Origin of the sequence: Acinetobacter sp. CIP 102136 (assembly GCF_000369685.1) — a bacterium.
Lineage (GTDB): Bacteria > Pseudomonadota > Gammaproteobacteria > Pseudomonadales > Moraxellaceae > Acinetobacter > Acinetobacter fasciculus.
In genome coordinates this window covers 840,622-865,647 of sequence record NZ_KB850142.1, presented here as the reverse complement: position 1 = coordinate 865,647, position 25,026 = coordinate 840,622, and the positions used below count along the sequence as shown (strand labels likewise).

General features: G+C 40.1%; 24 protein-coding genes and 4 pseudogenes. 12 read left to right on the top strand and 16 right to left on the bottom strand.

The window, feature by feature from the left end; all coding sequences use genetic code 11:
* On the top strand, nt 1–255 hold a 255-nt coding region (locus tag F893_RS18295; protein WP_005251679.1), incomplete at its 5' end, for an integrase core domain-containing protein.
* Here F893_RS18295 and F893_RS09690 read toward each other — a convergent pair.
* Nucleotides 185–1,171: an IS110 family RNA-guided transposase gene (locus F893_RS09690; RefSeq protein WP_005251678.1), complete on the bottom strand. Its 987-nt coding sequence runs from the start codon at nt 1,169–1,171 to the stop codon at nt 185–187. The two genes, F893_RS18295 and F893_RS09690, sit on opposite strands and share 71 nt — an antisense overlap.
* Nucleotides 1,172–1,522: 351 nt before the next feature.
* On the opposite strand from F893_RS09690, the pseudogene F893_RS17885 reads away from it, so the two are divergent.
* Nucleotides 1,523–1,711: pseudogene (locus F893_RS17885) on the top strand (ISNCY family transposase); the annotation flags it as partial.
* Nucleotides 1,712–1,832: 121 nt separating this feature from the next.
* Here F893_RS17885 and F893_RS09685 read toward each other — a convergent pair.
* From F893_RS09685 to F893_RS09645, 9 genes and pseudogenes are all read right to left on the bottom strand, one after another.
* A complete protein-coding gene (locus F893_RS09685) occupies nt 1,833–2,600 on the bottom strand; it encodes an OmpA family protein (protein WP_004280226.1) in 768 nt (255 codons plus the stop codon).
* A 183-nt stretch (nt 2,601–2,783) separates the two neighbouring features.
* Nucleotides 2,784–4,460: pseudogene (locus F893_RS09680) on the bottom strand (ImcF-related family protein); the annotation flags it as partial.
* A gap of 93 nt (nt 4,461–4,553) precedes the next feature.
* Complete coding sequence (locus F893_RS09675) at nt 4,554–5,315, bottom strand: alpha/beta fold hydrolase (RefSeq protein ID WP_005251676.1); 762 nt, start codon at nt 5,313–5,315, stop codon at nt 4,554–4,556.
* Nucleotides 5,316–6,230: 915 nt separating this feature from the next.
* The gene (locus F893_RS09670) at nt 6,231–6,599 is read right to left on the bottom strand and encodes a hypothetical protein (RefSeq protein WP_004280221.1); all 369 of its coding nucleotides are present in this window, start codon (nt 6,597–6,599) and stop codon (nt 6,231–6,233) included.
* Entirely contained in the window at nt 6,600–6,962 is a 363-nt protein-coding gene (locus F893_RS09665) for an immunity protein Imm33 domain-containing protein (protein ID WP_004646887.1), read from the bottom strand.
* A gap of 129 nt (nt 6,963–7,091) precedes the next feature.
* A complete protein-coding gene (locus F893_RS09660) occupies nt 7,092–7,694 on the bottom strand; it encodes a nitroreductase family protein (RefSeq protein ID WP_004280217.1) in 603 nt (200 codons plus the stop codon).
* A 431-nt stretch (nt 7,695–8,125) separates the two neighbouring features.
* Nucleotides 8,126–8,617, bottom strand: a complete 492-nt coding sequence (locus F893_RS09655) for a hypothetical protein (protein WP_004280216.1) — start codon at nt 8,615–8,617, stop codon at nt 8,126–8,128.
* 126 nt (nt 8,618–8,743) lie between these two features.
* Nucleotides 8,744–10,138, bottom strand: coding sequence for a class II fumarate hydratase (gene fumC, locus F893_RS09650; protein ID WP_004280213.1), 1,395 nt, complete (start codon nt 10,136–10,138; stop codon nt 8,744–8,746).
* 138 nt (nt 10,139–10,276) lie between these two features.
* A complete protein-coding gene (locus tag F893_RS09645) occupies nt 10,277–11,287 on the bottom strand; it encodes an NAD-dependent epimerase/dehydratase family protein (protein ID WP_004280212.1) in 1,011 nt (336 codons plus the stop codon).
* A gap of 70 nt (nt 11,288–11,357) precedes the next feature.
* Here F893_RS09645 and tusD point away from each other — a divergent pair, with 70 nt between their 5' ends.
* From tusD to F893_RS09625, 4 genes are read left to right on the top strand one after another with little or no spacing between them, the layout of a single operon-like run.
* The gene (gene tusD / locus F893_RS09640; protein WP_004280211.1) at nt 11,358–11,726 is read left to right on the top strand and encodes a sulfurtransferase complex subunit TusD; all 369 of its coding nucleotides are present in this window, start codon (nt 11,358–11,360) and stop codon (nt 11,724–11,726) included.
* Between the two features lie 44 nt (nt 11,727–11,770).
* Nucleotides 11,771–12,121, top strand: a complete 351-nt coding sequence (locus tag F893_RS09635) for a hypothetical protein (protein ID WP_004280210.1) — start codon at nt 11,771–11,773, stop codon at nt 12,119–12,121.
* A gap of 17 nt (nt 12,122–12,138) precedes the next feature.
* Entirely contained in the window at nt 12,139–12,423 is a 285-nt protein-coding gene (locus F893_RS09630; RefSeq protein WP_004646886.1) for a DsrH/TusB family sulfur metabolism protein, read from the top strand.
* Between the two features lie 14 nt (nt 12,424–12,437).
* Nucleotides 12,438–12,749 carry a TusE/DsrC/DsvC family sulfur relay protein gene (locus F893_RS09625; RefSeq protein ID WP_004280207.1) on the top strand — a complete coding sequence of 104 codons (312 nt, stop codon included), beginning with the start codon at nt 12,438–12,440 and terminating at the stop codon, nt 12,747–12,749.
* Nucleotides 12,750–12,864: 115 nt separating this feature from the next.
* Here the strand turns inward: F893_RS09625 and F893_RS09620 are convergent, their stop codons facing one another.
* The 3 genes and pseudogenes from F893_RS09620 to ybaK all read right to left on the bottom strand — a co-directional run bounded on the left by F893_RS09620 (nt 12,865) and on the right by ybaK (nt 15,329).
* Nucleotides 12,865–13,347, bottom strand: coding sequence for a hypothetical protein (locus F893_RS09620; protein ID WP_004280206.1), 483 nt, complete (start codon nt 13,345–13,347; stop codon nt 12,865–12,867).
* A 69-nt stretch (nt 13,348–13,416) separates the two neighbouring features.
* Nucleotides 13,417–14,617: pseudogene (locus F893_RS09615) on the bottom strand (YncE family protein).
* Nucleotides 14,618–14,861: 244 nt separating this feature from the next.
* Nucleotides 14,862–15,329, bottom strand: a complete 468-nt coding sequence (gene ybaK / locus F893_RS09605) for a Cys-tRNA(Pro) deacylase (RefSeq protein ID WP_004280203.1) — start codon at nt 15,327–15,329, stop codon at nt 14,862–14,864.
* Nucleotides 15,330–16,288: 959 nt separating this feature from the next.
* On the opposite strand from ybaK, the gene aroQ reads away from it, so the two are divergent.
* Genes aroQ through accC form a run of 3 tightly spaced genes read left to right on the top strand, consistent with a single transcriptional unit; the run spans nt 16,289 to nt 18,560 of the window.
* Nucleotides 16,289–16,744, top strand: coding sequence for a type II 3-dehydroquinate dehydratase (gene aroQ, locus F893_RS09600; protein ID WP_004280201.1), 456 nt, complete (start codon nt 16,289–16,291; stop codon nt 16,742–16,744).
* A 16-nt stretch (nt 16,745–16,760) separates the two neighbouring features.
* Nucleotides 16,761–17,177, top strand: a complete 417-nt coding sequence (gene accB, locus F893_RS09595) for an acetyl-CoA carboxylase biotin carboxyl carrier protein (protein ID WP_004280199.1) — start codon at nt 16,761–16,763, stop codon at nt 17,175–17,177.
* 18 nt (nt 17,178–17,195) lie between these two features.
* Nucleotides 17,196–18,560 carry an acetyl-CoA carboxylase biotin carboxylase subunit gene (gene accC / locus F893_RS09590; protein ID WP_004280198.1) on the top strand — a complete coding sequence of 455 codons (1,365 nt, stop codon included), beginning with the start codon at nt 17,196–17,198 and terminating at the stop codon, nt 18,558–18,560.
* A gap of 56 nt (nt 18,561–18,616) precedes the next feature.
* On the opposite strand, the gene F893_RS09585 is transcribed toward accC, so the two are convergent.
* The gene (locus F893_RS09585) at nt 18,617–19,060 is read right to left on the bottom strand and encodes a hypothetical protein (protein WP_005100815.1); all 444 of its coding nucleotides are present in this window, start codon (nt 19,058–19,060) and stop codon (nt 18,617–18,619) included.
* A gap of 314 nt (nt 19,061–19,374) precedes the next feature.
* On the opposite strand from F893_RS09585, the gene F893_RS09580 reads away from it, so the two are divergent.
* A complete protein-coding gene (locus tag F893_RS09580; RefSeq protein ID WP_005251666.1) occupies nt 19,375–20,805 on the top strand; it encodes a sensor domain-containing diguanylate cyclase in 1,431 nt (476 codons plus the stop codon).
* A 46-nt stretch (nt 20,806–20,851) separates the two neighbouring features.
* The gene (locus F893_RS09575; RefSeq protein ID WP_004646804.1) at nt 20,852–22,342 is read left to right on the top strand and encodes an amidase; all 1,491 of its coding nucleotides are present in this window, start codon (nt 20,852–20,854) and stop codon (nt 22,340–22,342) included.
* Between the two features lie 16 nt (nt 22,343–22,358).
* Here the strand turns inward: F893_RS09575 and F893_RS09570 are convergent, their stop codons facing one another.
* On the bottom strand, nt 22,359–23,525 hold the full coding sequence (locus F893_RS09570) for an MFS transporter (RefSeq protein ID WP_004646803.1): 1,167 nt from the start codon (nt 23,523–23,525) through the stop codon (nt 22,359–22,361).
* Between the two features lie 379 nt (nt 23,526–23,904).
* Between F893_RS09570 and F893_RS09565 the strand changes: the two genes are divergently transcribed.
* Nucleotides 23,905–24,933 carry a catalase gene (locus F893_RS09565; protein ID WP_005251665.1) on the top strand — a complete coding sequence of 343 codons (1,029 nt, stop codon included), beginning with the start codon at nt 23,905–23,907 and terminating at the stop codon, nt 24,931–24,933.
* On the opposite strand, the pseudogene F893_RS17880 reads toward F893_RS09565, so the two are convergent.
* Nucleotides 24,901–25,026, bottom strand: a pseudogene (locus F893_RS17880) (IS5/IS1182 family transposase); the annotation flags it as partial. The gene F893_RS09565 and the pseudogene F893_RS17880 overlap by 33 nt on opposite strands.

Sequence of the window (25,026 nt, the reverse complement as noted above, 5' to 3'; positions counted from 1 at the left end):
GATAATGTGATGGTTGAACGATTATGGCGGAGCGTTAAATATGAAGAGGTGTATCTCAAAGCTTATAGCAGTGTCACAGATGCGAAAAAGCAATTAAGTGCATATTTTGAGTTTTATAATTTGAAACGACCTCATTCGAGTCTAGACATGAGATACCGTCTTGGTAGTCAATCAGGTTTTGAGATTATTCGACCAATAAATAATCTCTTTGATAGGCAGTCTGATGTTTTAAAACGCCATAACACAGATGTATAAGCTTGCGCATTGCAGCACCTAAAGCACACATTTTATTTTTACCCTGGCTTAATAATCGTTGATATAAAGCTTCAATGTGTGGATTATATTTAATCGCTGTTAATGCTGACATATACAATACTGAGCGTATTTTACTGTCACCTGCTTTTGATAAGTGACTTTGCTTGTTGACTGAACTGCCAGACAACTGATGTACTGGAACCAAACCTACATATGCAGCAGCTTGACTTGCTTTTTCAAACTTGTGCGAATGAAATAACCCCAACAGTAATAAGCCTGATCGTTCACCGATTGAAGGAATAGTTTGCAGTAATTTCAAATCCTGTTTCAATGTTGGATCTTGATCTATGTGATTATTTATTAACTTATCAATATTTTCAAGTTGCTGATTTAAATACTCAATATTCTCTTCAAGTAATTTAATCACAACAACGGAGGTATGAGTGGACTGCGCCTTTTCAAGTCGATTCTTTTCCTGCAATAGACTACCTAGATAGACATCTCGTCTGCCTAGTAAAGCTTTTAATAATCTGACATTTTCAGGTTCAGGCTGCCATATGATTAACTTTGCGGTGTAACCATAACGTGAAAGAGCTTCACTATCAGCTTTATCCGTTTTATTTAGCATGGACATGCCTTTGGCAAAGGCTCTTACTCGTGAAGGATTAGCCACACAAACCTTTACACCTGCATCATATAGATAATATCCCAAATTCTCATGATAAACCGAAGTCGCTTCCATGATTGCTGTCACTTGATCAGGTTCAATTTTAAGAGTGATGAGCCATTTGAGCAGACTGCCAAAGCCACTTTCTGTATTAGTAAATATTTTATTTTTTCTTTTTCCAGTCAAACCTTGAGGAAAAATGCAACAATCTATTTTGGTTTTACTGACATCAATACCTAGCATAATCATGGTGATATTCCTTGAGTTTAAGCTATGATTTTTATCCCATTAACCATCATCTTACCTTGTGAATACAGCATCAAAGTGCTTAGTTACCGTTCAGAGTTGTATGAGGGATAAGGGCAAATTGTAGGTTTTATCTCAGGTTCAAATTTAAGATTTTAGCAGCACTCCAAACTCTACAATTTGCGTATAGTGGTAGCTAATCACTATATCAATCAAGATACAAGAAGCACTGCTTCGCAAGGCTAAATGAGTTTTACTATGATCAGCTACCCCAACAAAACAAGGTGGCTTAACTAGAGCGGAATATCACTTATAAATACGCTTTTAGTTGTTCAAACAAGTGGGACCACCTCTCTACAGCAGAATGAGATCGTTGAGAATAAACGGTTAGGTACAGTTCTGGCACATATTCAGCAACAGCATGAAGAGTTGGAAAAACAGAATAAACGTTCCCGTCTCAAGAAAAGTATGCCGAGTTGTAAAGCTCAGAAAGCTGTTATTGAACAAAGAAAGTTAAATCCTGTGCTTGACTCTTGTGGTTAAAAACAGGACATTTTAAATGGTTTATCGCATAGACATTTTAATTGGTGAATAACACAACCTAATATGTTCATATAACTGCATTCACCATATACTTATAGCTGCTGCTCAAGCAACTTAAACGTTAAAGCACTTCAAATTCAATCCGACGATTTCTCTTGCGACCATCAGCTGTTGCATTATCCGCTACAGGTTTACTTGAACCTGAGCCTTTAGTACTCAGTAAATGTGTTGGAACATTTTTTGCGATTAAATAAGATTTCACTGCTTCTGCACGTTGCTGACTCAACATGAGATTTTTATTAATATCGCCTGAACTATCCGTATGTCCAATAATCCGTATTTTTTTGCCGCTAACCTTATTTAAGGCACTGACCATTTCATCCAGAATTTGTATACCTGAGGTTGCTAATACTGCACTGCCAGATTCAAATTCAATAATCCGGTTCTTTAATGCAGCATCAATAATCCGCTGTTCGGCCTGATTGACTGAAAGCTGTGCATTTAAACGATAATTTTCAGGTATTAAACCCTTAAATTTTTCTGTAGTATCCTGAATTTCATAAAAATTTGATACTTTACCCGTTAGCTTAATATCAGAACCTTTAACCGTTAACGTTCCCTGTTTAACTTTTTTAAGGTCTTTATTAATCACATCACTGACTATATTCGACCAATCCGTTGATGCCACTACTTGACGAATCTGAATGCGATCTATCACATTTTCCTGACCATAATTTGAATGCAATTTCGCCAAAATAGCTTGCTTACTATTGTTATTCGGTACATTACCTTCAGCAATTACAGGTTGTGCATGCACATTAAAACCAATTAAAAAACAGGATAAAATAATGATTTTATTTAACTTTAAGTATTTATTTTTTATTTTCATTTTATGCTTCTATAAATGTTTATTTAATTAATTTAATGCCTTGAGTCAGGCTCATCTGATTTTCAGTTAAAGACTATTCTAGTGCCGCCAACCTTGAATTATTTTCTACATTAAAATTAGTTGTTTTTAATTCATATCAATTCACCCACGTGATCCATTTACAATATAATTGATTGATCAATGTCATGGCGCTGAAGTTCCTATGTTTGCAGCAGCCGTGGTAGTTGTCTGAACAGTTTTTCCTGATATCGTCTTATTCTGAGCTGCGACCACTCTTACTGCTTTATTCGAAACCACCTGATCCACCAACTGCAAATTACTATAACTTGGATTACTTCCGATAGAACTTGTATTATTCCCACTCACCAACCGAAAATTGGTCTTCACAAATAGTTCAGGATTCTCTTTACTGCGCCAGACCATTTCAAAAATATTGCCTTTTTGTGTACGCTGAGCACTATCAATCAAACGATTGATTCCATATTCCCCAGGCTCATCAAAAATGGTATGGGTCTTCCCTTCCAAATCAATCACCGTGATCCGTGCGCCTGGAATTGCGCCGGAATTTGGCCAGATAAAATTCACCCATTGTTGAATTCCGTTTTCAAATAGCATTCTTTGTCCATCAATATCAATGGTATAAGCCAATAAATGAGCCTGTTCCAGTGGGTAAAACTGGAAATTAGATTGATTGGGTCTCACTGCCTGACGACTGGTATTATTTAACTCACCAGTTGCCATACCATTCACAGGCGCGACATAATTTTGAAAGTTTGCAACAAACACAGGATTTAGATTAAGCCCTAAATCTTGCCAGGTTTTCGAGCTTAAGCTATAGCCACGACGGATCACTAAGGGATCAAGATGCTCTTTGACAAAACGGGAAATACTGCCATTTTCACCAAAAATCTGATTAATTTCTTGAGAGGTTGCCTGTAAGCTACCTTGACTGCTAAACGGATATTTTTGCGATAAATTTGCATTAAATGGTTGATAGGCCTGTATTAGCCAGAGTTCGTTCATTTCAGCTTGTGCCGGAAGCATCAGACTTTCAAAGGAACGTGTGAGAGGAACACTAAACAACTTCTTAATCAGCTGTTGATCCAGCTCATGGGTTCCTACCGACATTTTCTCATCCACAAACTTTTGAGTGATATTAAAGATAGAATTCTGCTCATCAACGGTCTGCTTAAGGAGCATCATGCTCGCCGGACCAATATCTCCAGAACTTTTTAGATCATTAAAGCGACTCCGTATCTTGGCCAGAGATTGCATATACTCATCCAGCAGCGACCGGTTCTGCAAATCATCTCGTGTACGTACAATCTGGTAGAAGATCTGAAAGTCTTTGGCAATCATCCCCTGAGAGAAAGTCGATGCAGAATTCTGTGCCAACTTGCCATCATGACGTTGCAATATCTTGCGTTTAAACCAGGCAATAAAACCTTTTTGTGGAACCGCCAACTCAGCTTGTACCATTGGATTATCCCAGCTGGTTTCTTGCGCTACCCGTTGTATGACTTTACGAATCGGTGAGTTTTCTGGTTCGCTAAGAATATCTATCTGATATGTTTGCTGATTAAAGTCACCGGCCTTGGCATAATAAATGGCACCCAAGAATTTACGCCATTCGCTGATATATTCTTTTTTATACATTTCAGTCAGCTGGCGTCGAATTTGTTCAGGACTGCCACTAAAACTCAAATCATCAGACTGTGATGTATTAAGTACCCAATCTTTACTTTCAGTTGGGCTTTGCGCCGCGGTTTCTATGGCAGGTTGTACATATTCGTTCCAGGCTTGATAGCTATAAAAACCGGGTAAGGCATAACTTCCCAACATGGTTGTCTGAGCATTCTCGGTTTAAAGAAAACAGCTGAAATGGCGCATCAACTCATTCATGAAGGACAATTACAGACTCAAACATTTCAGCCTTGAGTGCGAAATCGTAAATTAATTTAGAAAAGTCTGCATATGTTTAATGACTTCATCTGGCTTTTCACCATGCAGCCAATGTCCTGTATTTTCAATGCATTCAATTTTCGCCTGAGAAAATTGTTCATTGATTGCCGCAAAATGTTCAGGTTTTGAGATATAAAAAGAATTACCGCCACGAAGAAATAAAGCTGGCTGATTAACTTTTTCGACCTTTTCCCAAGCCATAATATCTGGATAATGATCAAATAAAGCTTGAACATTAAAGAGCCATTGCCCTTTATTAAAGGATTTTAATAAAAACTGAATTACCATTTCTTCATGAATGTATTCACGCATAATTTTTGCTGCCTCAAGTCGTGAAGCAACATTTGCTTGCTGCACAGCAAATAAGGCTTTAAAAATCTCAGTATGATGACTCTCATGATATTGGATTGGTGTAATATCAAGAACGACCAACTTTTCAGTTTGTACTCGGGCTAAATCAGCCAATTTCATAGCAATTTTTCCGCCCATAGAATGCCCTATTACTATGAACTTTTGAATATTTAAACTTGATAAAGTTTCTAGGACATCTTCCGCCATGAACTGATAATTTAAGTATGAACTATGACCAGAAAGACCATGATTGCGTACATCAATTTGAAGCACGGTTCTTTGCTCAGAAAAATATCGAGCTAGTATTCCTAAATTACTTAAACTACCGAATAAACCATGAATAAAAATCATTGGAGATAGTACTGACGTTTCGTGGTGTTGGAGTTGATAATTTAGGATCATTTGAGAATTCCGTGATTTCTTTCTTTATTTAAGTGTTTATAATGGATTTATATTGGGAATTAATCAATTGCGAAATTTTTAAATATAAATTTTACTTAGGCTATTTTATGGGGATATATTTTGCTTAGGCTAAATAATTCATAATCGATTTGTAAGTATTTAAAATTACGATTTTAGATCTGGATGGATATTTGGCTATAAATATGAAAGAAGATGGTTGAGTTGTGATGCAGACTAAATAAAATTAATGAAAATCTTAAAACTGGGATTTAATAACATGTAAACCACTTTTAGGTCAGAGTGTTTCTTAAACTAACTCGCTGTTATTACCCAAATAGACTGAGGTAATTTTGAAAATATTGTTTTTAATTATTCATTGCTTATTATTTATCAAAAAATGACTATTCATAAGTAGCTTATTAATCCACTTGATTCTGTTTAGAATAATACGTCTTAAGTCCAAATGAGTTACAGGTAGTAAACATCAACATTATAAATTTCCCCTCTCCCCCTTTCTTGATAAAGTTGTTAAAATTATGTATTGCTTAGGCTATTTTAATATCTTAGGATGTTCAAGTTATTAACTTAAATATAAACGTGCAATCACGCTATCCTACTTAAATTATCCTGTTCAAGAAATTACACCGCATAAATAAGACATTTTTTAGAAATTACAAAACCACGATTATTCATCTATTCTTATCAATAGATTGAATACAGTGGATATATCCCCGAGGTATGAGGTATTCACATTAAAATAAATTTAAATTAACTTAACAAACTCTTTATCAAATGATATTCGGGAGATGGTCTTTCAGGTTTTAATATCTATAAAATTTGATTGTGAAATAGACTTAGATACTTTATTTTTATTCCACTGCGAAAAACTTTCAAGATAAAAAAGTAGTTTATAACTTATTCTACTTCCCTATTTTTACAAAATACGCTCGCCGTCATTCCAGATTTAGTCAAACTTTGATCCTGCCGCTCAAGAAAATTTCTGGCAATCATAGACATCGTAGGTGCCATATTCAGACTGCTGTTTTCTTCGGACACCTTTTGAATATCCTGATAGGCTTTCAGTCGCTTGCAGAAAGCCTGGCGTTGAGTTTGGGCATCTGCCTTTTGATCATCTTCATCTAAAATATGTTTGGTTTCATTCACGATTTTAGTCTGTGCTGAAATAAACTCATCATAGGCACTTTGTGAAAGCGGCTGTGCGAAGACTACGCTACTCAGTCCTAATAATAATCCAGCACAAATGAAAGATGATTTTTTTAGCATTTAAATTTCTTCTTTCCAGACATCTTCATAATCATCGGCATCGATCATGAAACGAAAACCTGTTTCCAGAGCCAGATACGGTAAAACTTCTGGTGCAATGTCCTGTAATTCACGTACTGTCATGGTTTCAAAAGTTTCTTCACTTGAAGGTTCTCCACCATAAATATACCAGCTAATATTTTCAGCCGTTTCAGGCTTTTTACGGATGCCGACAATCGGATCTTGTTTCAAGGTATGTACGGCCACCGCAACAACATCATCACCCGTGACTTCAACATAAGCCGAGCCTACTTCTTCACAAAGTAGTTTTTGCTCTGCGATCAGTTCTTGTAAAGGTGATAGGTTTTGCGTGTTTTTCGACATTCGGTCTTACTCATCAATTTTCATTAGCACGCTATTTTAACTTAATTTTAATGAAGCTGATTGGGATTTCATCGAGATCTAAAAAATATCTGCCCTTAAACCGTGTTAAGTGCAGATATGGATCTCAGCTTATTGGAATACTTTAAAGCGCTCTTCATCTGCCAGATAATCTTTGGCACGTGGCTCGCCTTCTATCGAACCAAAGACCAACTGTGCACGCAACTTCCAGTTCGATGGAATGTCCCATTCCGCATGTACCTGTTCATCCACGATCGGATTGTAATGCTGCAATGATGCGCCCAGACCTTCTGTATGCAATGCTGTCCAGGTTGCAAATTGTGCGATCGCAGTCGAATGCTCTGCCCAGATTGGGAAGTTATCAGCATAAGATGGGAATTGTTCCTGTAAGCCTTGTACGACTGTGTGATCTTCAAAAAATAAAACGGTACCTAGCCCTGCCGCAAAACTTGCCATTTTTACTGTGGTTTTTGCAGCACTTTCTTCATCTTTAGCATAGCTTTTTAATTTTTCTGCTACAAAGCCCCAGAACTTTTCATGTTCTGAATTGAATAAAATGACGGCGCGTGAAGACTGAGAATTGAAAGAAGATGGGCTTTGCTTAATTGCAGTCTGAATCAAATCAGTTAAATGTTCAGGAGATTGTTCAACATTCTTGGCAATGGCATAAATAGTACGGCGTTTAGTAATTAAATCTAAAAACTGATTCGACATTTTTGAAAATCCTGGGATATATCTTCGGGAAAATTTGAACCTTCAGTTATTTTTATGAAGGATAGCTAATCAATGGAGCTTTTGCTTTAACGTGAGATAAAGCCTATATACCTTAAAAAATAATGGACTCAATTACTAGGCTATTTAATTGATATTTTTATATATTTTTTAGCTAAAAATGATCATTTTCATCTATTTTTTGAACAATCGTTAAAACTACTGCCCTATGCGAGTGCCTGACGCTAAACAATGGTTCAACATGCGCTATTATTGATCAAAATTTTAAGAATGAAAAAGTTCAATGACCATATTTAATATTGCTTAGGCTATTTCAAGAGATCATGCATCATGAAATAAATCTCATATTCCAGATAAAATTAATCCCCCAAAATTGGAGGATTAATTTTATAATTAAAAGCTAAAAAACCGATTTAAAACTTCGCGTTCAGCACCTGAGCAGATACTTTAGTCTTCCAGAGCTCACGTAAAATCGGTAAATAGAATTTCTCACCGAGTTCCACCAGTTCTGCATCAATCAGAGCATGCATCTCATGCATAAACAAATAATCCAGTTCAACTGTGGTTAGTTTAGTCTGCTGTTTTTGATAGTCTTTGCGTTTCTGTTGGGCTTGTTTAACCAGACGATCCGCAAATGCTTTATCTTTAAACTGGGTAATTGCTTTTAATCGAAGTTCGATAATACCCCATCCAGTTAAGAACATCTGGAAGGTTTCAAAATCATCGCTGGTCGATTCCCAAGACATTTCTTCCAGATTTTCATTATCGGGAAGCACAGGTAAAAGAAGTTCCATCACACTTGGGAAAATCTTTTTGAAATTCAGAATAAATTTAACAGGATGCTCACCTGGATAATCCTTGAATTGCACCTTTCTTTGAACATCTGTTAAATAAATATCAAGCATAAAACAATCATCAGTGGTTAATCTCATCTAACATTATTGTACGCAACTCTGCCTGAGATAAAAACCACTGCTGACTATTCCATGATAAAACAGGCGTAAAGATTGAAAATAAAAGTGCTCCGGCCCTTATTTAGCATTCGGTGAGACCATCTGTTCAGGACGCACCACTTCATCAAACTGTTCAGCGGTGACTAAACCCAGTTCAACAGCCACCTGTTTTAAGGTTTTTCCTTCCTTATAAGCTGTTTTGGCAACCTTGGCTGCATTCTCATAACCAATGACCGGATTCAATGCCGTGACCAGCATTAAAGAATCATGCAGGAAATGTTCAATTTTCTCATGATTCGGCTCAATGCCTACGGCGCAATGATCATTAAAACTGTTACACGCATCGCCTAAAAGCTGGATGGATTGCAACAGATTATAGGCAATGACCGGCATAAATACATTCAGTTCAAAGTTACCTGATGCACCTGCCACGTTAATGGTGGTGTCATTTCCGAGAACTTGCGCGACCACCATCGTCATCGCTTCACTTTGCGTCGGGTTCACCTTACCCGGCATGATGCTAGAACCCGGTTCATTTTCAGGAATACGCAATTCACCAAAACCACAACGTGGCCCGCTGGCTAGCCAGCGAATATCATTGGCAATCTTATTCAGGCTAACCGCTAAAGTCTTTAATGCACCAGAAGCAAATACCGCAGCATCACGGCCTGCCAAAGCCTCAAACTTGTTTGGCGCAGTTACAAATGGCAAGCCAGTTAATTGTCCCAGGGTTTTAGCAGACTGAACGGCATAATCAGGATGGGCATTCAGACCGGTACCAACCGCTGTACCGCCTAATGGTAATTCATATAGTCCGACCAATGCCTGTTCTAGACGAAGAAGCCCATGATCCAGCTGAGAGACATAACCGCTGAATTCCTGCCCCAAGGTTAAAGGCGTAGCATCTTGTAGATGTGTCCGGCCAATTTTTACAATATCGGCAAAATCCTGAGATTTGGCATATAAAGTATCGCGTAAACGTGTGACAGCCGGAATTAAAAGTTCATTAATCTGCAAGCTCGCAGCCACATGAATCGCAGTTGGAAATGAATCATTGGTAGATTGGGCACGATTGACATGATCATTTGGATGAACCGGTTTTTGTGCCCCTAAATGATTGCCCAATTTCTGGTTGGCAATATTGGCAATCACCTCATTACAGTTCATATTGCTTTGTGTACCTGAACCAGTTTGCCAGACTACCAGTGGAAATTGACTGTCCCATTTCCCGCTGATGACTTCATCTGCCGCATCCACGATATAGCGTGACAGTTCTTGGGGAATCTGGTTTAGCTCGGCATTGGTCAAGGCAGCCGCTTTTTTGACGAGTCCCATGGCACGAATCATTGGCCGTGGCAACCGCTCATTGCCAATTTTGAAATTTTGCAAGCTACGCTGAGTCTGAGCGCCCCATAAAGCCTCACTCGGTACAGCCACCTCTCCCATCGTGTCATGTTCAATACGTGTTTGCATGTTCAACCTCAATTCTTCTTGCCTGTTACGGATCTTAGGAATTTCTATATCAATGATTTAATCTATTTATTTAAAGTAATCGATTACAGTATCAATGTAAATGATAATTATTATCAAATATAAGCTAAGTTCTCTTACTTACTGCCCTCTGAGCATATTCTGATAAAACAACCATTCATCCTCAAGCATCTTTCTGAGTGATCGCTGAGGTTGCCAATGTAGGATATTTCGCGCTTTTCCAATGTTCGCCCCCAATTGATCCATTTCCGCATGTGGGTATGGCAGAGCATCCATGGTTTTGATTGCAGACTGAGTCACTTCAGCCAGTTGATCTAGCAAATCCTGTATGGAAATCAATTCACCGGCAATATTAAAGGCTTCACATTTTAATTCCTGCTGTTGTGATAGCCATTGCAAGGACTTGATCACGGCATCACAACAGTCTGCGACATGCAGAAAACTGCGTTCTACTGTGCCATCCGCAGTATGGGCCTGACGGCGTAATTCCAGATATTCACGTTGCTGTGCAGCGACCTGCATCGCCAAAGGCAAAATATTTTTCGGTAAAGGTGGCACCGCTTCCCCCAGCACACCGTGTTCAAAGGCGCCGGCGATATTGGATAGACGTAGGATCGCAATCCGCCATTCATTATCAGTTTTGGCAGTATCCCGGATAATTTCCTCAACCATTTGTTGCGATTTGATATAGGGATTCGGATAGGTATAGTTAAAAGGCAGATCTTCGCTTAAATCTGTGCCAGATTGTCCATATACCGCCAGACTGGATAAATGTACCAGATGACGCACTCCGGTACGTTGCATGGCACGCATGAGACTCATAATACAGCTGACATTATCATTATAATATTCAAGTGGTTTTAATACTGATTCTTCCAGTGACTTAAAACTTGCGGTATGTACCACAGCCTGAATCGAATGCTGCTCAAAGACTTTGTTCAATGCTGGGGTATTGCGAATATCAATCTTGATAAAAGGTACGTACATGCCGGAGATAAACTCAAGACGCTCCAGAGTCTGTAAGTTCGCATTGGCCAAATTATCGACCACAATGACCTCTAGTCCTTGTGCTAACAGACTTAAAGCAATATGTGAGCCTAAAAAGCCTAATCCACCCGTCACTAAAATCATTTATACTACCTACTTTCTGATGAAGCCAAGATCAATCTGTTGCTATTGATCAAGCCTGTAGTGAATTTCGATGAGCACCTTAATTCTTGTTACCTCCGCACCGACTTCCATTTATGCCTGGCATGCCCTGGGTTTGGCTCAGGCCTTGCAAGATAAACAGGAAGCATTCCGTGTATTCTTCTATCAGGACGGCGTATCGGTCGCAAATGCACTGCAATGGGTACCCGACGATCAACGTCATCTTACACATGCATGGCAAGCGCTACAGATTCGCCTCCCGGTCTGTGTAAGTGCAGCATTGGCACGTGGAATTACAGATCTGGACAATGCTCGACGTCACAATATTCAGCAGCATAATCTGGCAGATGCCTTTGAATTGGTCGGTTTAGGTGAACTTGCCGATGCTGTTCAGTCCTCACAACGTCTCATTCAATTCTAGATGTTTCATTTTTTAGAATGTGTTGCTTTTCCAAGGAATCTTGTGTGAAATCTGTACTTGTTATATTAACCCAAGCCAATCTGACCAGTCTGCAGGTGCATGAAAGCCTATCGGCTACGATGGTCCTGGCAACTTTTGGCGCAGAAGTTAAAGTCCTGCTACAAAGTGCTGCCCTCAGTTTGCTGCATTCAGACCTGCAATTTGACCAGGTGCATCATGCATTCAAACTGGCATCAAATATGGTCGACAGTTTCGAGTTTTATGATCTCACTCCGATTCTGATTGAGAAAAAAAACCAGCATTCCTCATTTGTGGCACAGAGCGAACAAGAAATCGAATTTATTGAGCTTAATTCTGAATTTATTCAAAGCTTTGATCATGTGATGTATTGGTAAGGAACAAGGATATAAAAATGTCAAATCACACACTTTATCTGATCCAATCCAGCTATTCGGCAACAGCGCAGATCCTAGAGCAACTGGCTCAAACTTATACAATGGGTGATCAGGTCGTGCTGATGGGTGAAGCGGTTTTGCTGCTAGAGCATTCATTTCTTCAAAGCTTGCCGAAAATTCACATACTGAAAAATGATGCGGAGTTATTAGTACAGCCTTTGCCTGATCAGATAAAGCTTTTGAATTATGCGGATTTTGCAGATCTTTGCCTCGAGTTTAATCGCTGCATTTCAATGAAATAATAAATGAGTTAGATATGAATTTAGAATTGGATCAAGATGGCCATCTGGTTGACTATACCATCTGGAATGAAGAAGTCGCTCAAGTGCTGGCCGATAGTCTGGAACTGAGCTTAACTCCTTGGCATTTTGAAATTCTGCAAGCGGTACGTCAGTTCTATCAGCAGTTTGGTCATTCACCAGCAACACGACCACTGATTAAATTTTTAATGAAAACTGTCAGTGCCGATATCAATAATGCCATGCTTCAAGAAAAGTTTAATACTGGTCTGGTGGCCCGTCACTTAAGCCGTTTGGCTGGTGTACCCAAGCCTGCAAATTGTTTATAAAGATACTTAGCTTTCTATAGTGTGTATTTAAAGGCCCAGATCATTTTTTGGGCTTTTTTTTATGAGAGCAATTTTCAGACTGAGAATAATGAAAGATACAGCTGGATCTAATTCGTCAAGTTCGAGTTTGTTCTAATACTCGCAACGCCCGATGCAATTCATGATCCATTTCAGGCAGAACTTTAATCAGAAACTCAATTTGTGCTTTCGCTTCGGCCTTGCTCACCAGTTGGGCCTCTACCAGTTTTTGCTGCTGACTGATCAACAAACTGACTTGTTGAGGATTTGGTCGTTGTCCCTCACTTAAAGCGTTAATGATCTGAGTAAAGTCCAGATATAACTGTTCTTGTTGCTTTGATAATTCGCTTTGCTTTGCAACCGTATCGTTCTGTTTCTTCTTCGTAGTTTGACTATTCTCAGGAGAGTTAACAGATATATAGCTTGCCGATTTTTCAACTGGCAGGACCGGATCAGAATGGGTCTGATCAGTAAAATTCGTCCGATAGATTTCTTGTCGTACCTGATAACCAATACCCACTAAAGTCCCAAACAAGAGCAATCCGATCATTACATAGAACAGAATTGTTTTATCATTCATTTTTATGTCCTCAGCTCAACAAAGACAACCTTTATCAAAAAGCTGTCTTTTTCGCTAATCGACGATTGACTACGGCGTTGACCAGTCTGCTGGTGCATAACCAATCCGAACGCGTTGTGGATGATTTCCTACCGGTACACTCAGCACTTTATTGCCTGTGGCAAAATCAATCACTGTGACTACATCTGTTTCACTTTCTGAAATTACACAGCTACGACCATCCGGGCTTCGCGTTGCCCAATAAGGTTTATCTGCAGAAATCAGTTTCCCGGCTGTCAGTGTTTTGCGATCTACAATCGTAGCGTAGTTATCCATGGTACCGGCGACACAGAGCTTTTCACCATCAGCACTGATTGATAGGCCATGATGACGCGAATCATTCACCCATTTTGTCCGGTCTTTCGGAATACTGTCACTGCCAGGCAGCTGTCCGATCCGGCTAATCTTGTTCTGATTCAGATCGTACTCAATCAGCCCATTAAAAAATGAAACCTGGGCATACAGTTTGGTTTCATCCTTACTAAATACCATTGGTCGTACTGAGTTGGACAAATCTTTTCGACCAAATGCATCCAATGCAGGCCTGAAATCGATTTTTCTTACCACCTGATGCGTATTGGCATCTGCGATAGTGATAAAACGCTTACCTTTAGTAAAGTCTTGCCACTGTGCATCCATCGAGGTTTCAACATTGCCGATGGCAGAGTTCAGGATCTTGTTGCCGCCATCGAAGTAAATGTTTTCATGCGGTTTATCGCCAGTGCTGAAACGGCCCAACTCTTTACCGGTATGGATATCCAGTACATGCACCACATTTCCTGAAGATGCAGATACGGCGACTCGTTGCCCATCTGGTGATACCGCCATATGGTCGGCACGGAAGCTTTCAACAGGCGTCCGCCAGTTAATCTTGCCGGTTTTGATATTAATCGATACCACATCAGCGAAACTTGGGCGCGATGCAACGACTGACTGACCGTCTGGTGTCGAGTACATATCATCCACCAGCTGGTCATTGCCTTCACCAGCTGTAGTCTGAATAAGTATAAGCAATCAGTTTGATTGGATTCAGGTGAATTTCCTTAAGGCGCTCTTTACGGTCAGGAATCATGTTAATGACGCCTATTTTGCCAAAATCACCCGATGGACGAATCACGGTTACTGTGCCATCCCAGTTATTTCCGACAAAGAAAACCTGCTGTGAATTGGCAGGTGCTGCTAAAGACGAAGTAGCGGCCTGTACACTCGGCAACGCAGAAAGCATCGCCATTGCAGATAATGTCAGACAGAACCGTGGTCATTTTTTATTTTGAATTTTCATCCATTATGCTCCGCATCATAATTTATATTTTTGTTTTCATTCCTTGTTGTGTACACAGTCAGGCTGTGTTTTAACTTATCTAATATACAAACGTATAAAATGATTTACTGTTATTTCCGACCAAAAAATATACAGCCATTTTAAATCTATCACTTCAGGTTCTATGAATTTAGGTGATCATCGTACTTCGATCTTATGTATCCAGTACATCGACAAACTGTGCATTGAGCACATTGGCAAGATCAGCTGGTTTTATTCCGATATCCAAGCCTCTTTTACCGCCACTGACATAGATCGTATTCAACTGTTCTGCGCTGGCATCAATCACCGTTTTTAATCGTTTCTTTTGACCAATGGGACTGATTCCGCCAACCAGATAACCGGTCAAGCGTTCTGCATGTTTAGGATCTGCCATCTGGAGTTTTTTGCATCCTACGGCCTGCGCTACTTTTTTCAGATTGAGTTGATGATGTACCGGTAAGATGGCAACAAAATACTGTTTTTCATCCGTGACTAATAAAGTTTTAAAGACTTCTTCCACCGAAAGCCCCAATTTCTCAGCAGCTTCTAACCCGAAACTTTTGGCATTGGCATCATGTTCATATTCATGAATGCTGTATTCGATTTTATTGGCTTTTAATAGTTTGCATGCAGGTGTCATAGAAAGTCTTGTTTGAGAGGTATCGCATGATTATATAAAGATTAGCTCAAGAAGTTAATGTAGATGAGGCAACTACAGAGCAAATTTTGCTTTAAGTCCGTATTCCGCTTCAATCAGACCTATTTGGTTCAATCTTTACGCTCTTCAATACTTTTAAACTCTTCTGCAAAGATGATGACGAGCAAAATATCAACAAATGTATGTGTTTTTGCCACTGTCTATGCGTTAGGTGAATCATATCTTTACTGCGTAGAAGACTTGAAGATGAACACATTCGTCACCTCACAGATCTATACACACGAAGCATATAAGTCGAGCGTTTTATCTTAAACCTGCTGAGATTCAACCCTTATATCTAGAAGATGAAGTACATTTTTGCACAGCACTTATCATGGATGCTTGAAGTTAAAGTAATGTAATTAATTCCAATCTATTGGAAGAATAGACCTAGGAAAATCCAAGGACAATAAGAGAAAATATCATTAACATATTGTCTTATCTTATATTTTTAAATTTTCATCACGTTTTAAGAAGCGGTCGATAGCTTATATATAAAGAGGATAATCAGCACAACTCTAAAGTCAGAATGTAAAGAGTTTTCTATGCTCTAGAAGTCGAACATTGCGGTAAAATCAGCCAGACAACTCTTGCTCAAAACTAAAAATATCACTAAAAGGAAGAATTTAGCGTTAACATGAAGATACAGTTACATAAAGGATATTAACTGTTTTTGCCAATTGGGTTTACAATGAAAATAATCTGAATACCCAGCGAATTGTAATTTTTTAACATTGCCAAATCTCTGCAAAGTTTTCATTATAGCGCCACTGTTTGCTATATGCTTTCTACGTTAATTCAAAGAAATTATAAATAGTAATGTAGAAAATCATGCAATAATAAGCAGAGTTTGCAGACATCTTGCAAACAAACCCCGATACTTTTTAATTGGAGCATGCTGGATGAGTTCGACCATTTTGGTTATTCATGGACCGAATTTAAACTTGCTTGGGAAGCGCGAACCGGAAGTTTATGGTCACCTTAGTCTTGACGATATTAACCAGCAACTGATTACTCAGGCTCAAAAGGCCACATTACAACTCGAAACGTTCCAAAGCAACTGGGAAGGTGCCATTGTTGACCGAATTCATCAAGCTCAGCAAGACGGCGTTCAATATATAATTATTAATCCGGCAGCATTGACTCATACCTCTGTTGCGGTTCGCGATGCCCTTCTTGGCGTTGCCATTCCTTTCATTGAAGTCCATCTGTCTAATGTGCATGCACGTGAGGCATTCCGACATCATTCGTACTTGTCCGATAAAGCCATCGGCGTGATTTGTGGTCTAGGTGCAAAAGGCTATGCTGCTGCCCTCGACTATATCATTGAAAAAATACAACCTTCTACACAATCTTAATTAGGAATACTGTCTCATGGATATCCGTAAAATCAAGAAACTCATCGACTTGATGATTGAATCTGACTTACAGGCGATCGAAGTTAAAGAAGGCGATCAGTCGATTGCATTAACTCGTCGTAATCCAGTGGTTGCAGCAGCTGTTCCTGCTATGCCTGCACCAGCAGCCGAAGCGCCAGCAGTAAAATCTCCTCGTGGCGCAGTTGAAACTTCACCAATGGTCGGCGTGTTCTATGCAGCACCAAGCCCAGGTGAACCGACATTTGTTAAAGTTGGCCAGACCGTTTCTGCAGGCGATACGCTGGGTATTATCGAGGCAATGAAAATCATGAACCCGATTGAAGCTACTCAAAGCGGTGTGATTGAAGAAATTCTGGTGAAAAATGGTGAAGTGATTCAATTCGGTCAACCACTTTTCCGCTACCGCGCTTAATCACCCCGGGGATTTATAATGTTGCAAAAAGTTTTAATTGCAAACCGTGGTGAAATTGCGTTACGCATCACCCGTGCTTGCAGAACTTTAGGGATCAAAACTGTAGGTGTCTATTCTGACGCAGACAAGGACCTGATGCACTTACGTTTCTGTGATGAAGCAGTATGTATCGGCCCTGGTGCGAGCAGTGACAGCTACTTGAATATTCCTGCGATTATTACAGCTGCTGAAATTACCGGCGCAGATGCAATCCATCCTGGTTATGGATTCCTCGCTGAAAATGCAGAATTTGCAGAAATCGTAGAAAATTCTGGTTTTATCTTTATTGGTCCGCGTCCGGAACATATTCGTTTAATGGGAAACAAGGTTTCTGCCATTATTGCCATGAAAAAAGCTGGTGTACCAACAGTACCGGGCTGCGACCATGCCGTAACGATTCACAATGCCATGGCTGAAGCCAAAGAGATCGGTTTTCCACTGATTGTAAAAGCTGCTTCTGGCGGTGGTGGTCGTGGTATGCGTATCGTAGAAAATGTCGATACCCTGCTGGAATCTGTTCAGGCTGCACAGCGTGATGCAGAAATGTGGTTCGGTGATGATACGGTCTATATGGAACGTTTCCTGCAAAAGCCACGTCACGTCGAAGTGCAAGTACTTGCTGATGGTAATGGTCATGCGATTCATCTGTATGATCGTGACTGTTCACTACAGCGTCGCCATCAAAAAGTACTGGAAGAAGCACCAGCACCGAACTTACCAGAGCAAGCACGTGCTGATATTCTAGAAGCCTGTGTCAATGCCTGTAAATTGATGCAATATCGTGGTGCAGGTACATTCGAATTCCTGTTTGAAGATGATGAGTTCTTCTTCATTGAAATGAATACGCGTGTTCAGGTTGAGCATCCGGTAACTGAAATGGTCACGGGTATCGATATTATCGAACAGCAATTGCGTATTGCTGGCGGCTTAGGTCTGGATATTCAGCAAGAAGATGTCAAGGTTTTAGGACATGCGATTGAATGCCGTATTAACGCAGAAGATCCATCAACCTTCTTGCCTTCACCCGGCAAGATTGAGAGCTTCTATGCACCAGGCGGCGCAGGTATCCGCTTAGACTCGCACATCTACCCAGGCTATAGCATTCCGCCGTATTATGACTCGATGATTGCCAAACTGATTTCGCATGGTAAGGATCGTGAGACGTCTATTTCTCGAATGAGAAATGCTTTGGAAGAAATGATTTTGACTGGCGTTAAAACCAATATTCCTTTGCATAAAGATTTAATCCTTCAGGATAAAAACTTCTGCAAACAGGCAATGGATATTCATTACCTAGAGAAGCATTTGTTAAAGCAGCTTGAAGGTGCTGAAGACAAAGCTTAAATCAAAGCTCATAAAAAAAACCGCTGTCATTCAGCGGTTTTTTTATTGTTTGCAATTTAAGGCAATACACGTCTGAGCACAGCAAAACATTGTTCGGCTTTTTCATTGGCGCAGAAGTTAATGGTATAAGGGTTTTGCCATTTCACAAAATATTGCGAAATTTCACCAGACTGATCCACCTGATTGCCTGAACAGTCTTTTTCATTATTGTCATATTTTACTTGCAGAATCAGCGCTGGAATCTGCTGCGAAGGATCCTGTGCCGGCTGATAGTCATATAGCCCCGACGTCCACTCATCGCCACTTTTAATCACCACATTATTATTGCCTTTAAAATTATAATATTCGATACATTTTTTATTATTCGGGATTTCCATTCCCCACAATCCGACAATTTCCGGACGGGTTTTCACAGTAAATGTATTTGGGATTTCAGCAGCTTTAGCAGGAGCATTCGCTGGTTTTTTATTTTCTGTCGCCATTAGCCAAGGTGAGCTCATGAGTAAGATAAGGCTAAGACATATTTTTTTCATATTTACCGGCATCTTGTTAACAATTGATTCTAAATTATCATATTTTTTGGGATCGTGTCCCGCTCTAACGCAATTTCAATACAGAGTCAGAAATTATTTATCACATTGTTTAAAAACATGGATTTCCTTTCTGACTTTTTTTGTATATATTTCGTATATAAGAATCTTAATAGTTCGCATTAATAACAGATTAATCAAACAATAAAATTATATTTTGGGTCAAACTTAGTTGCTGAACAAAGTGATCATTCACACTTAAAAATTTGAATAGGATTTTAAATTTGCAATTAGCTCGAATAACAGAACAACAATTAAATCATGAAACCTATGCTTATTTTGTCATTGTTTTCGCTGTTTTAGTCTGTTGTTTTATTGGGATCGCAACCAGACCGATTGAGTACCTGGCCTTATTGTGGCCGGCCAATGCTGCCTTGTTAGCCCTGTTCTTACGCTTTCCACATTTAAATAATGTGGGAGGTTGGCTTGGTGCATTCAGTGCTTTTATGTTTGCAGATCTCGTCACCGGAAACAGCCTATTACAAAGCCTGTTTCTTACCCTGTCTAATCTGATCAGCACTATTGTCTCGATATTTTTTATTCGATATTTCAAGATTAATTACAAATACTATAATACTGGTTATACATTCGTTCATTTATTTGGCATCTTCGCTTTTGCCGGCTGTCTGGCCAGCGCTGCTTTTGCAGTTGCCACCCTGCCAAACTTACCCAATACATTCATGACCAAAGAAAACTTATGGATTGATTTTGGTCTATGGTGGACGGGCGAGATGGTCAATTATATCGTGGTATTACCTTTGCTTCTGGCCTTTCCCAGAATCAAGGATATGCAGTATCTGTTTAAAAACCGCCGTCAAAAGCGTCATCATTTCAGTTATTTTCTGCCCGCAGCTACAGTCGTACTCTGTGTCATCATCACCAATATTTTTTCAGGTCCGGGCACCCTGCTCTATCCTTTGGCTGCGCTGATCTGGGCCGCATTAACCTATCGCCTGTTTAGCATGACACTGATTAATGCGTTTGTGACTATTTTAACCTATTACAGCCTGACGCGGTTTTATGCCACAACGCATGACACCTTGGCAGATTCTACGATTTATATTTCGCTCCGGATCGGGCTGTTTATGCTGGCCTTATCGCCGCTTATTCTTTGTATTATTAGTCAAAACCGCAATGAGCTGTTTAAACGGGTTCTCTATCTGGCCAATCATGACAGTCTGACCCGCACCATGAACCGTCATTTTTTCTTTCAGAAAGGTGAATATTTACTGCAATATGCCAACAGAATGGAATTTTCGGTCATCATGCTGGATATTGATCATTTCAAACGTCTGAACGATGATTTTGGCCATCATGTCGGTGACAAGGTGCTGCAACATTTTGCGGAAATCATTCGCTGCAATTTACGTGCTGAAGATCTGTTTGCACGAATTGGTGGGGAAGAATTTGTGCTGTTACTCTGGAATACCGAACCATCAGAAGCACGTCTTATTGCAGAACGGATTCGTGATCTGGTGGAAAAAACCCCGATTTATCAATCAGATGGCTCGCCCCTGTATATTACCGTGAGTGTGGGCATCACTCATCAAAATGAACCGCAGGCCCAAGACCTGCAAAACCTGATCAATATTGCAGATCAAGCCTTGTATCAGGCCAAACATCGTGGGCGAAATCAGGTGGTGCTTGCATCTTGAGCCTAAATGATCTACAACCTTGAAGCAGCAACACTAGGGAATGGCAATGAAATTTGAAGAATATCTGCAATATGACGGTTTAGGACTGGCTGATCTGGTCGCCAATAAACAAGTACATTCAAGTGAACTTTTATCTGCTGCACTAGAGCGTAGTTCAATTGCCAATCCCGAGCTAAATGCAATTATTATTCCGATGCATGAGCATGCATTGAAACGGAGCCAGCAAAATCTGTCCGGACCTTTTGCCGGTGTGCCTTTTCTGGTTAAAGACCTGTTTCAGGAATATGCCGGTTATCCAACTTCTTATGGTTGTCAGGGCTTAAAACGGATTGGTTATATCGCCGAGACCAATGCCGAGATTGTCAATCGCTGGGAAAAAGCCGGGATTGTGACTTTTGGACGTACCAATACTCCTGAATTTGGGATTAAAGGTATTACTGAACCAGATGCTTGGGGCAGCTGTAAAAATCCGTGGAATTTACAGCATAATAGCGGCGGCTCGTCCGGTGGTTCCGCTTCTGCCGTGGCTGCCGGAATTGTACCAATTGCGGGTGCTGGTGATGGTGGCGGCTCGATACGTATCCCCGCTTCCTATTGCGGCCTGTTTGGCCTGAAACCGAGTCGTGGCCGCACGCCTTGGGGACCACAAATGAGTGAAGCCATGCATGGCGCCGCGATTCAGCATGTACTGACCAAAACGGTACGGGATAGTGCTGCAATGCTGGATGCCACCCATGGTGAAGATCATAGTTCACTGTTTAAGATTCAGCGTCCACAGCATCATTATCTGGATGTGATTCAGCAACCGCCAAAAAAACTGAAAATTGCGTTTAGCACTTATTCTACGATTGGCACACCTGTTTCCCAGGATGCCATTAAAGCCATTGAAAAAACAGCCAAATTGCTAGAATCTTTGGGCCATGAGGTGGTCGAAGACCGTCCAGCCATTGATGGAATGCAACTGGCCAAGGATTTTATTACCACCTGGTTTAGCCAGTTTTCATTTATGCTGGATGAAATCCAGAAAGGCTATCCGTCCAAATCGAATGATTTTGAACTGGACTCTTTAGCGCTGGCGGCTTTTGGGGCCAAAACCAGCGCGATTGATTATATCCAGAACCTGAATAACTGGGGCCAGTACGTGACCCAGATGAATCATTTCTTTGATAATTATGATCTGTACCTGACGCCTGCAACGGCGACAGTGGCGCCAAAAAATGGTGAGGTCAAAACACCAAACTGGCAGAAACCGATTCTTAAAGCTTTATTGAAACTAAATAAAGCACATTTGCTGGCGCAAGGTAAACTGGTCGACCAGATTGTGAAAGAAAATCTAAAATGGGTGCCTTTTACCCAGTTGGCCAATATTACCGGACTCCCAGCGATGTCTGTACCACTGTACTGGAATGAACAAAACCTGCCGCTCGGTTCACAGTTTATTGCGCCGTTTGCCCGTGAGGATCTGCTATTACAACTGGCAGCCCAATTGGAACAGGCACAACCGTGGTTTGGGCAATACGCCAAAATCCGTATTTAATACTGAGATGATATTTTCAAGCCTGTTTTTGCAGTTCGACTTTATTTGGCAATCCGAAAATCAGTAACAAGCCAAGCAAAGTCGATACTGCAGCAGCGATAAAAATAGATGTGCCGCCGACTTGATCCCAATAATGCCCAGCCAGAATACTGCCACTCGCCACGCCAACGCCCCACATCGTGCTATATAGCGCTTGTCCACGTCCTTGCTGCCCTGCAGAAAAATTCTGGAAAATCACTCGCATCGCAATCATATGAAATAAACCAAAACTTAAAGCGTGAATCGTTTGAGCAAAAAACTGTGCCATGAATGAAGCAGGAAAGACCCCGACGATGAACCATCTTAATCCGGTCATCAATAAGCATAACGTGACCAGATGGCGCCATGACCAGCGTGTCAGAAAGAACGTCGCATAGGCAAACATGATGATTTCCGCAATGACCCCGACTGACCAGAGCAGCCCAATCTGGCTGGTGCTAAATCCCGCCTGACTGAGATAATTGCTATAAAAACTATAAAACGGCGCGTGTGAAAATAGCAGAATCAATTCAATCAGGAAAAAACTATACACCACTGGGCGTTTAAATATCGGCCATAAGGGTTCGAGCTGTTTCTGGGCGATAGGCGCCATCGTGGGCTCTTTAATGGTAAATGACCAGAGAAAGGCCAGAAATGAAATACACAGCAACAACACTGGCAACATACTGATGCTCATAATTTCAAAGACGGCGCCCAAGCCGAATACACCAATTATAAAACCGACAGATCCCCATTTTCGTACTTTGCCATAGAGTTCTGCTCTTTTTTCCCCGAGCCAAAACAAAGTCACGCCTTCAAACTGTGCCAAAATAGCATTCTGAAAGAAACTGAAAATCAGCATCAGTAAAGCTACGGACTGAAAGCTATTGGGAATGATAAAAATCATGAACCAGATACAGGCTTCCATCCAGGTGGCAATACGTACCAGCAGCATGCGTTTACCAGACTTGTCTGCAATCCAGCCCCAAATTAAGGGAGCAAAAAAGCGGGTGACGATTGCAATAGAAGATAAAATGCCAATTTCCTGATAATTGAAGCCCTGATCTTCTAGATACAGACTCCAAAAAGGCATGAACGCCCCAACAATCGCATAGTAAAAAAAGTAAAATCCACTGAGTCTATGCTGGATTGCTAGAACTGGCATTGATTTATATATCCTAATATTTTCAGAATGTTAAACTAAATAGATTTCTATAGCACTGTATTCGACGACTCTTGATTTTGCTACGAGCATCTCGCATTAGTCTAAAAATAAATTTTCATAAGTTTATGGATAAATTTTGCTAAAGTAAAAAACTCTGTGTGGAGTTAAATTAAAGTAAGAACATAAATCGGCTTCTATATTGAGCACACGATAAAGAGTGGAAATATTTTAGAAAGGAGTATGGGTGGACTTTAAATCTGAAGATCAATAATTACACAGACATTCTCATTATTTTATGGCTAAAGTATGTCCAAAGAATTTTCAGATCATAGGCTAAAAAATTAAAACTAACTCTAGCTTTATAGCAAGGAGAAAATCAATGCCTAACTTTATAAAACCTATATGCTCGGGTCTAGTCTTCCTCCCTCTAATGGCAATAAGTATTTGTAGTGCTGCATATGCTAACACTTCCCCTATAGCATCTAACTCTCCAAAAGATAATATTCATCCCAATATAGATCATCATTTAAGTGAAAGTCTTTATCCTGATGAAGCAAACATAACTGAAAAAATCGCAGATATAATTGAGATATTGATTCGGAAAGAATATTCCACAGGTATCGCGCTACGTGATGCCCATCCCAAAGCACATGGTTGTGTACGTGCAGAATTCAAAGTAGATGAAGTTCTTCCTAAAAACTTGGTTCAAGGTGTTTTTATTCCGGGAAAAACATATCAAGCCTGGATTCGTTTCTCTAATGGTTCTAAAGATGCCCAACAAGCAGATATTAAAAAAGATGCCCGTGGCATGGCGATAAAACTTCTGGCTGTACCGGGAGAAAAGCTTTTAGATGATGAAACCTCTACTCAAGATTTCATTATGATCAATCATCCTGTCTTTTTTGTGAATGATCCAGTCCGATATATGTCATTTATGCAAGATATAAATAGCGATAGATTTTTCAATAAGTTGCATATTCCTTTTGCATTAGGAGCTAAAGGAACCTGGATTGCCTTAAATACGAGAAATAAAATTTCTAATCCTTTGCAAACTAGATATTGGTCTATGGTGCCCTATCAATTAGGAATAGGCACTGATCGTCAAGCTATAAAGTATTCAGCTCAAGCATGTTCGACAGTGACAGATCCTCTTCCACATGCTCCGCATCATAATTTTCTAAGAGAAAAACTGCGCCAATATTTGCAAAAAAGTGAAGCATGTATGGAGTTTTTGGTACAGCCTAGAACATCAAACACCATGTCGGTCGAAGATTCCATGACTGAATGGCAAGAAAGTGAGGCACCTTTCTACAAGGTCGCAACGGCTTTGTTGCACAAAGATTTGAAATGCAAAGCGCCCCTAATTGAGCCAAATTTAAGGCGTAACTTGGGTAAGTGGTCGACCTAATTCCGTAAATCTGTTGAGGACTGCTACACGTGCATGAATTTCATTCACCTGACTAGGAAAGCTTCTTGCCATTAATTTATCGCCTAATAATTT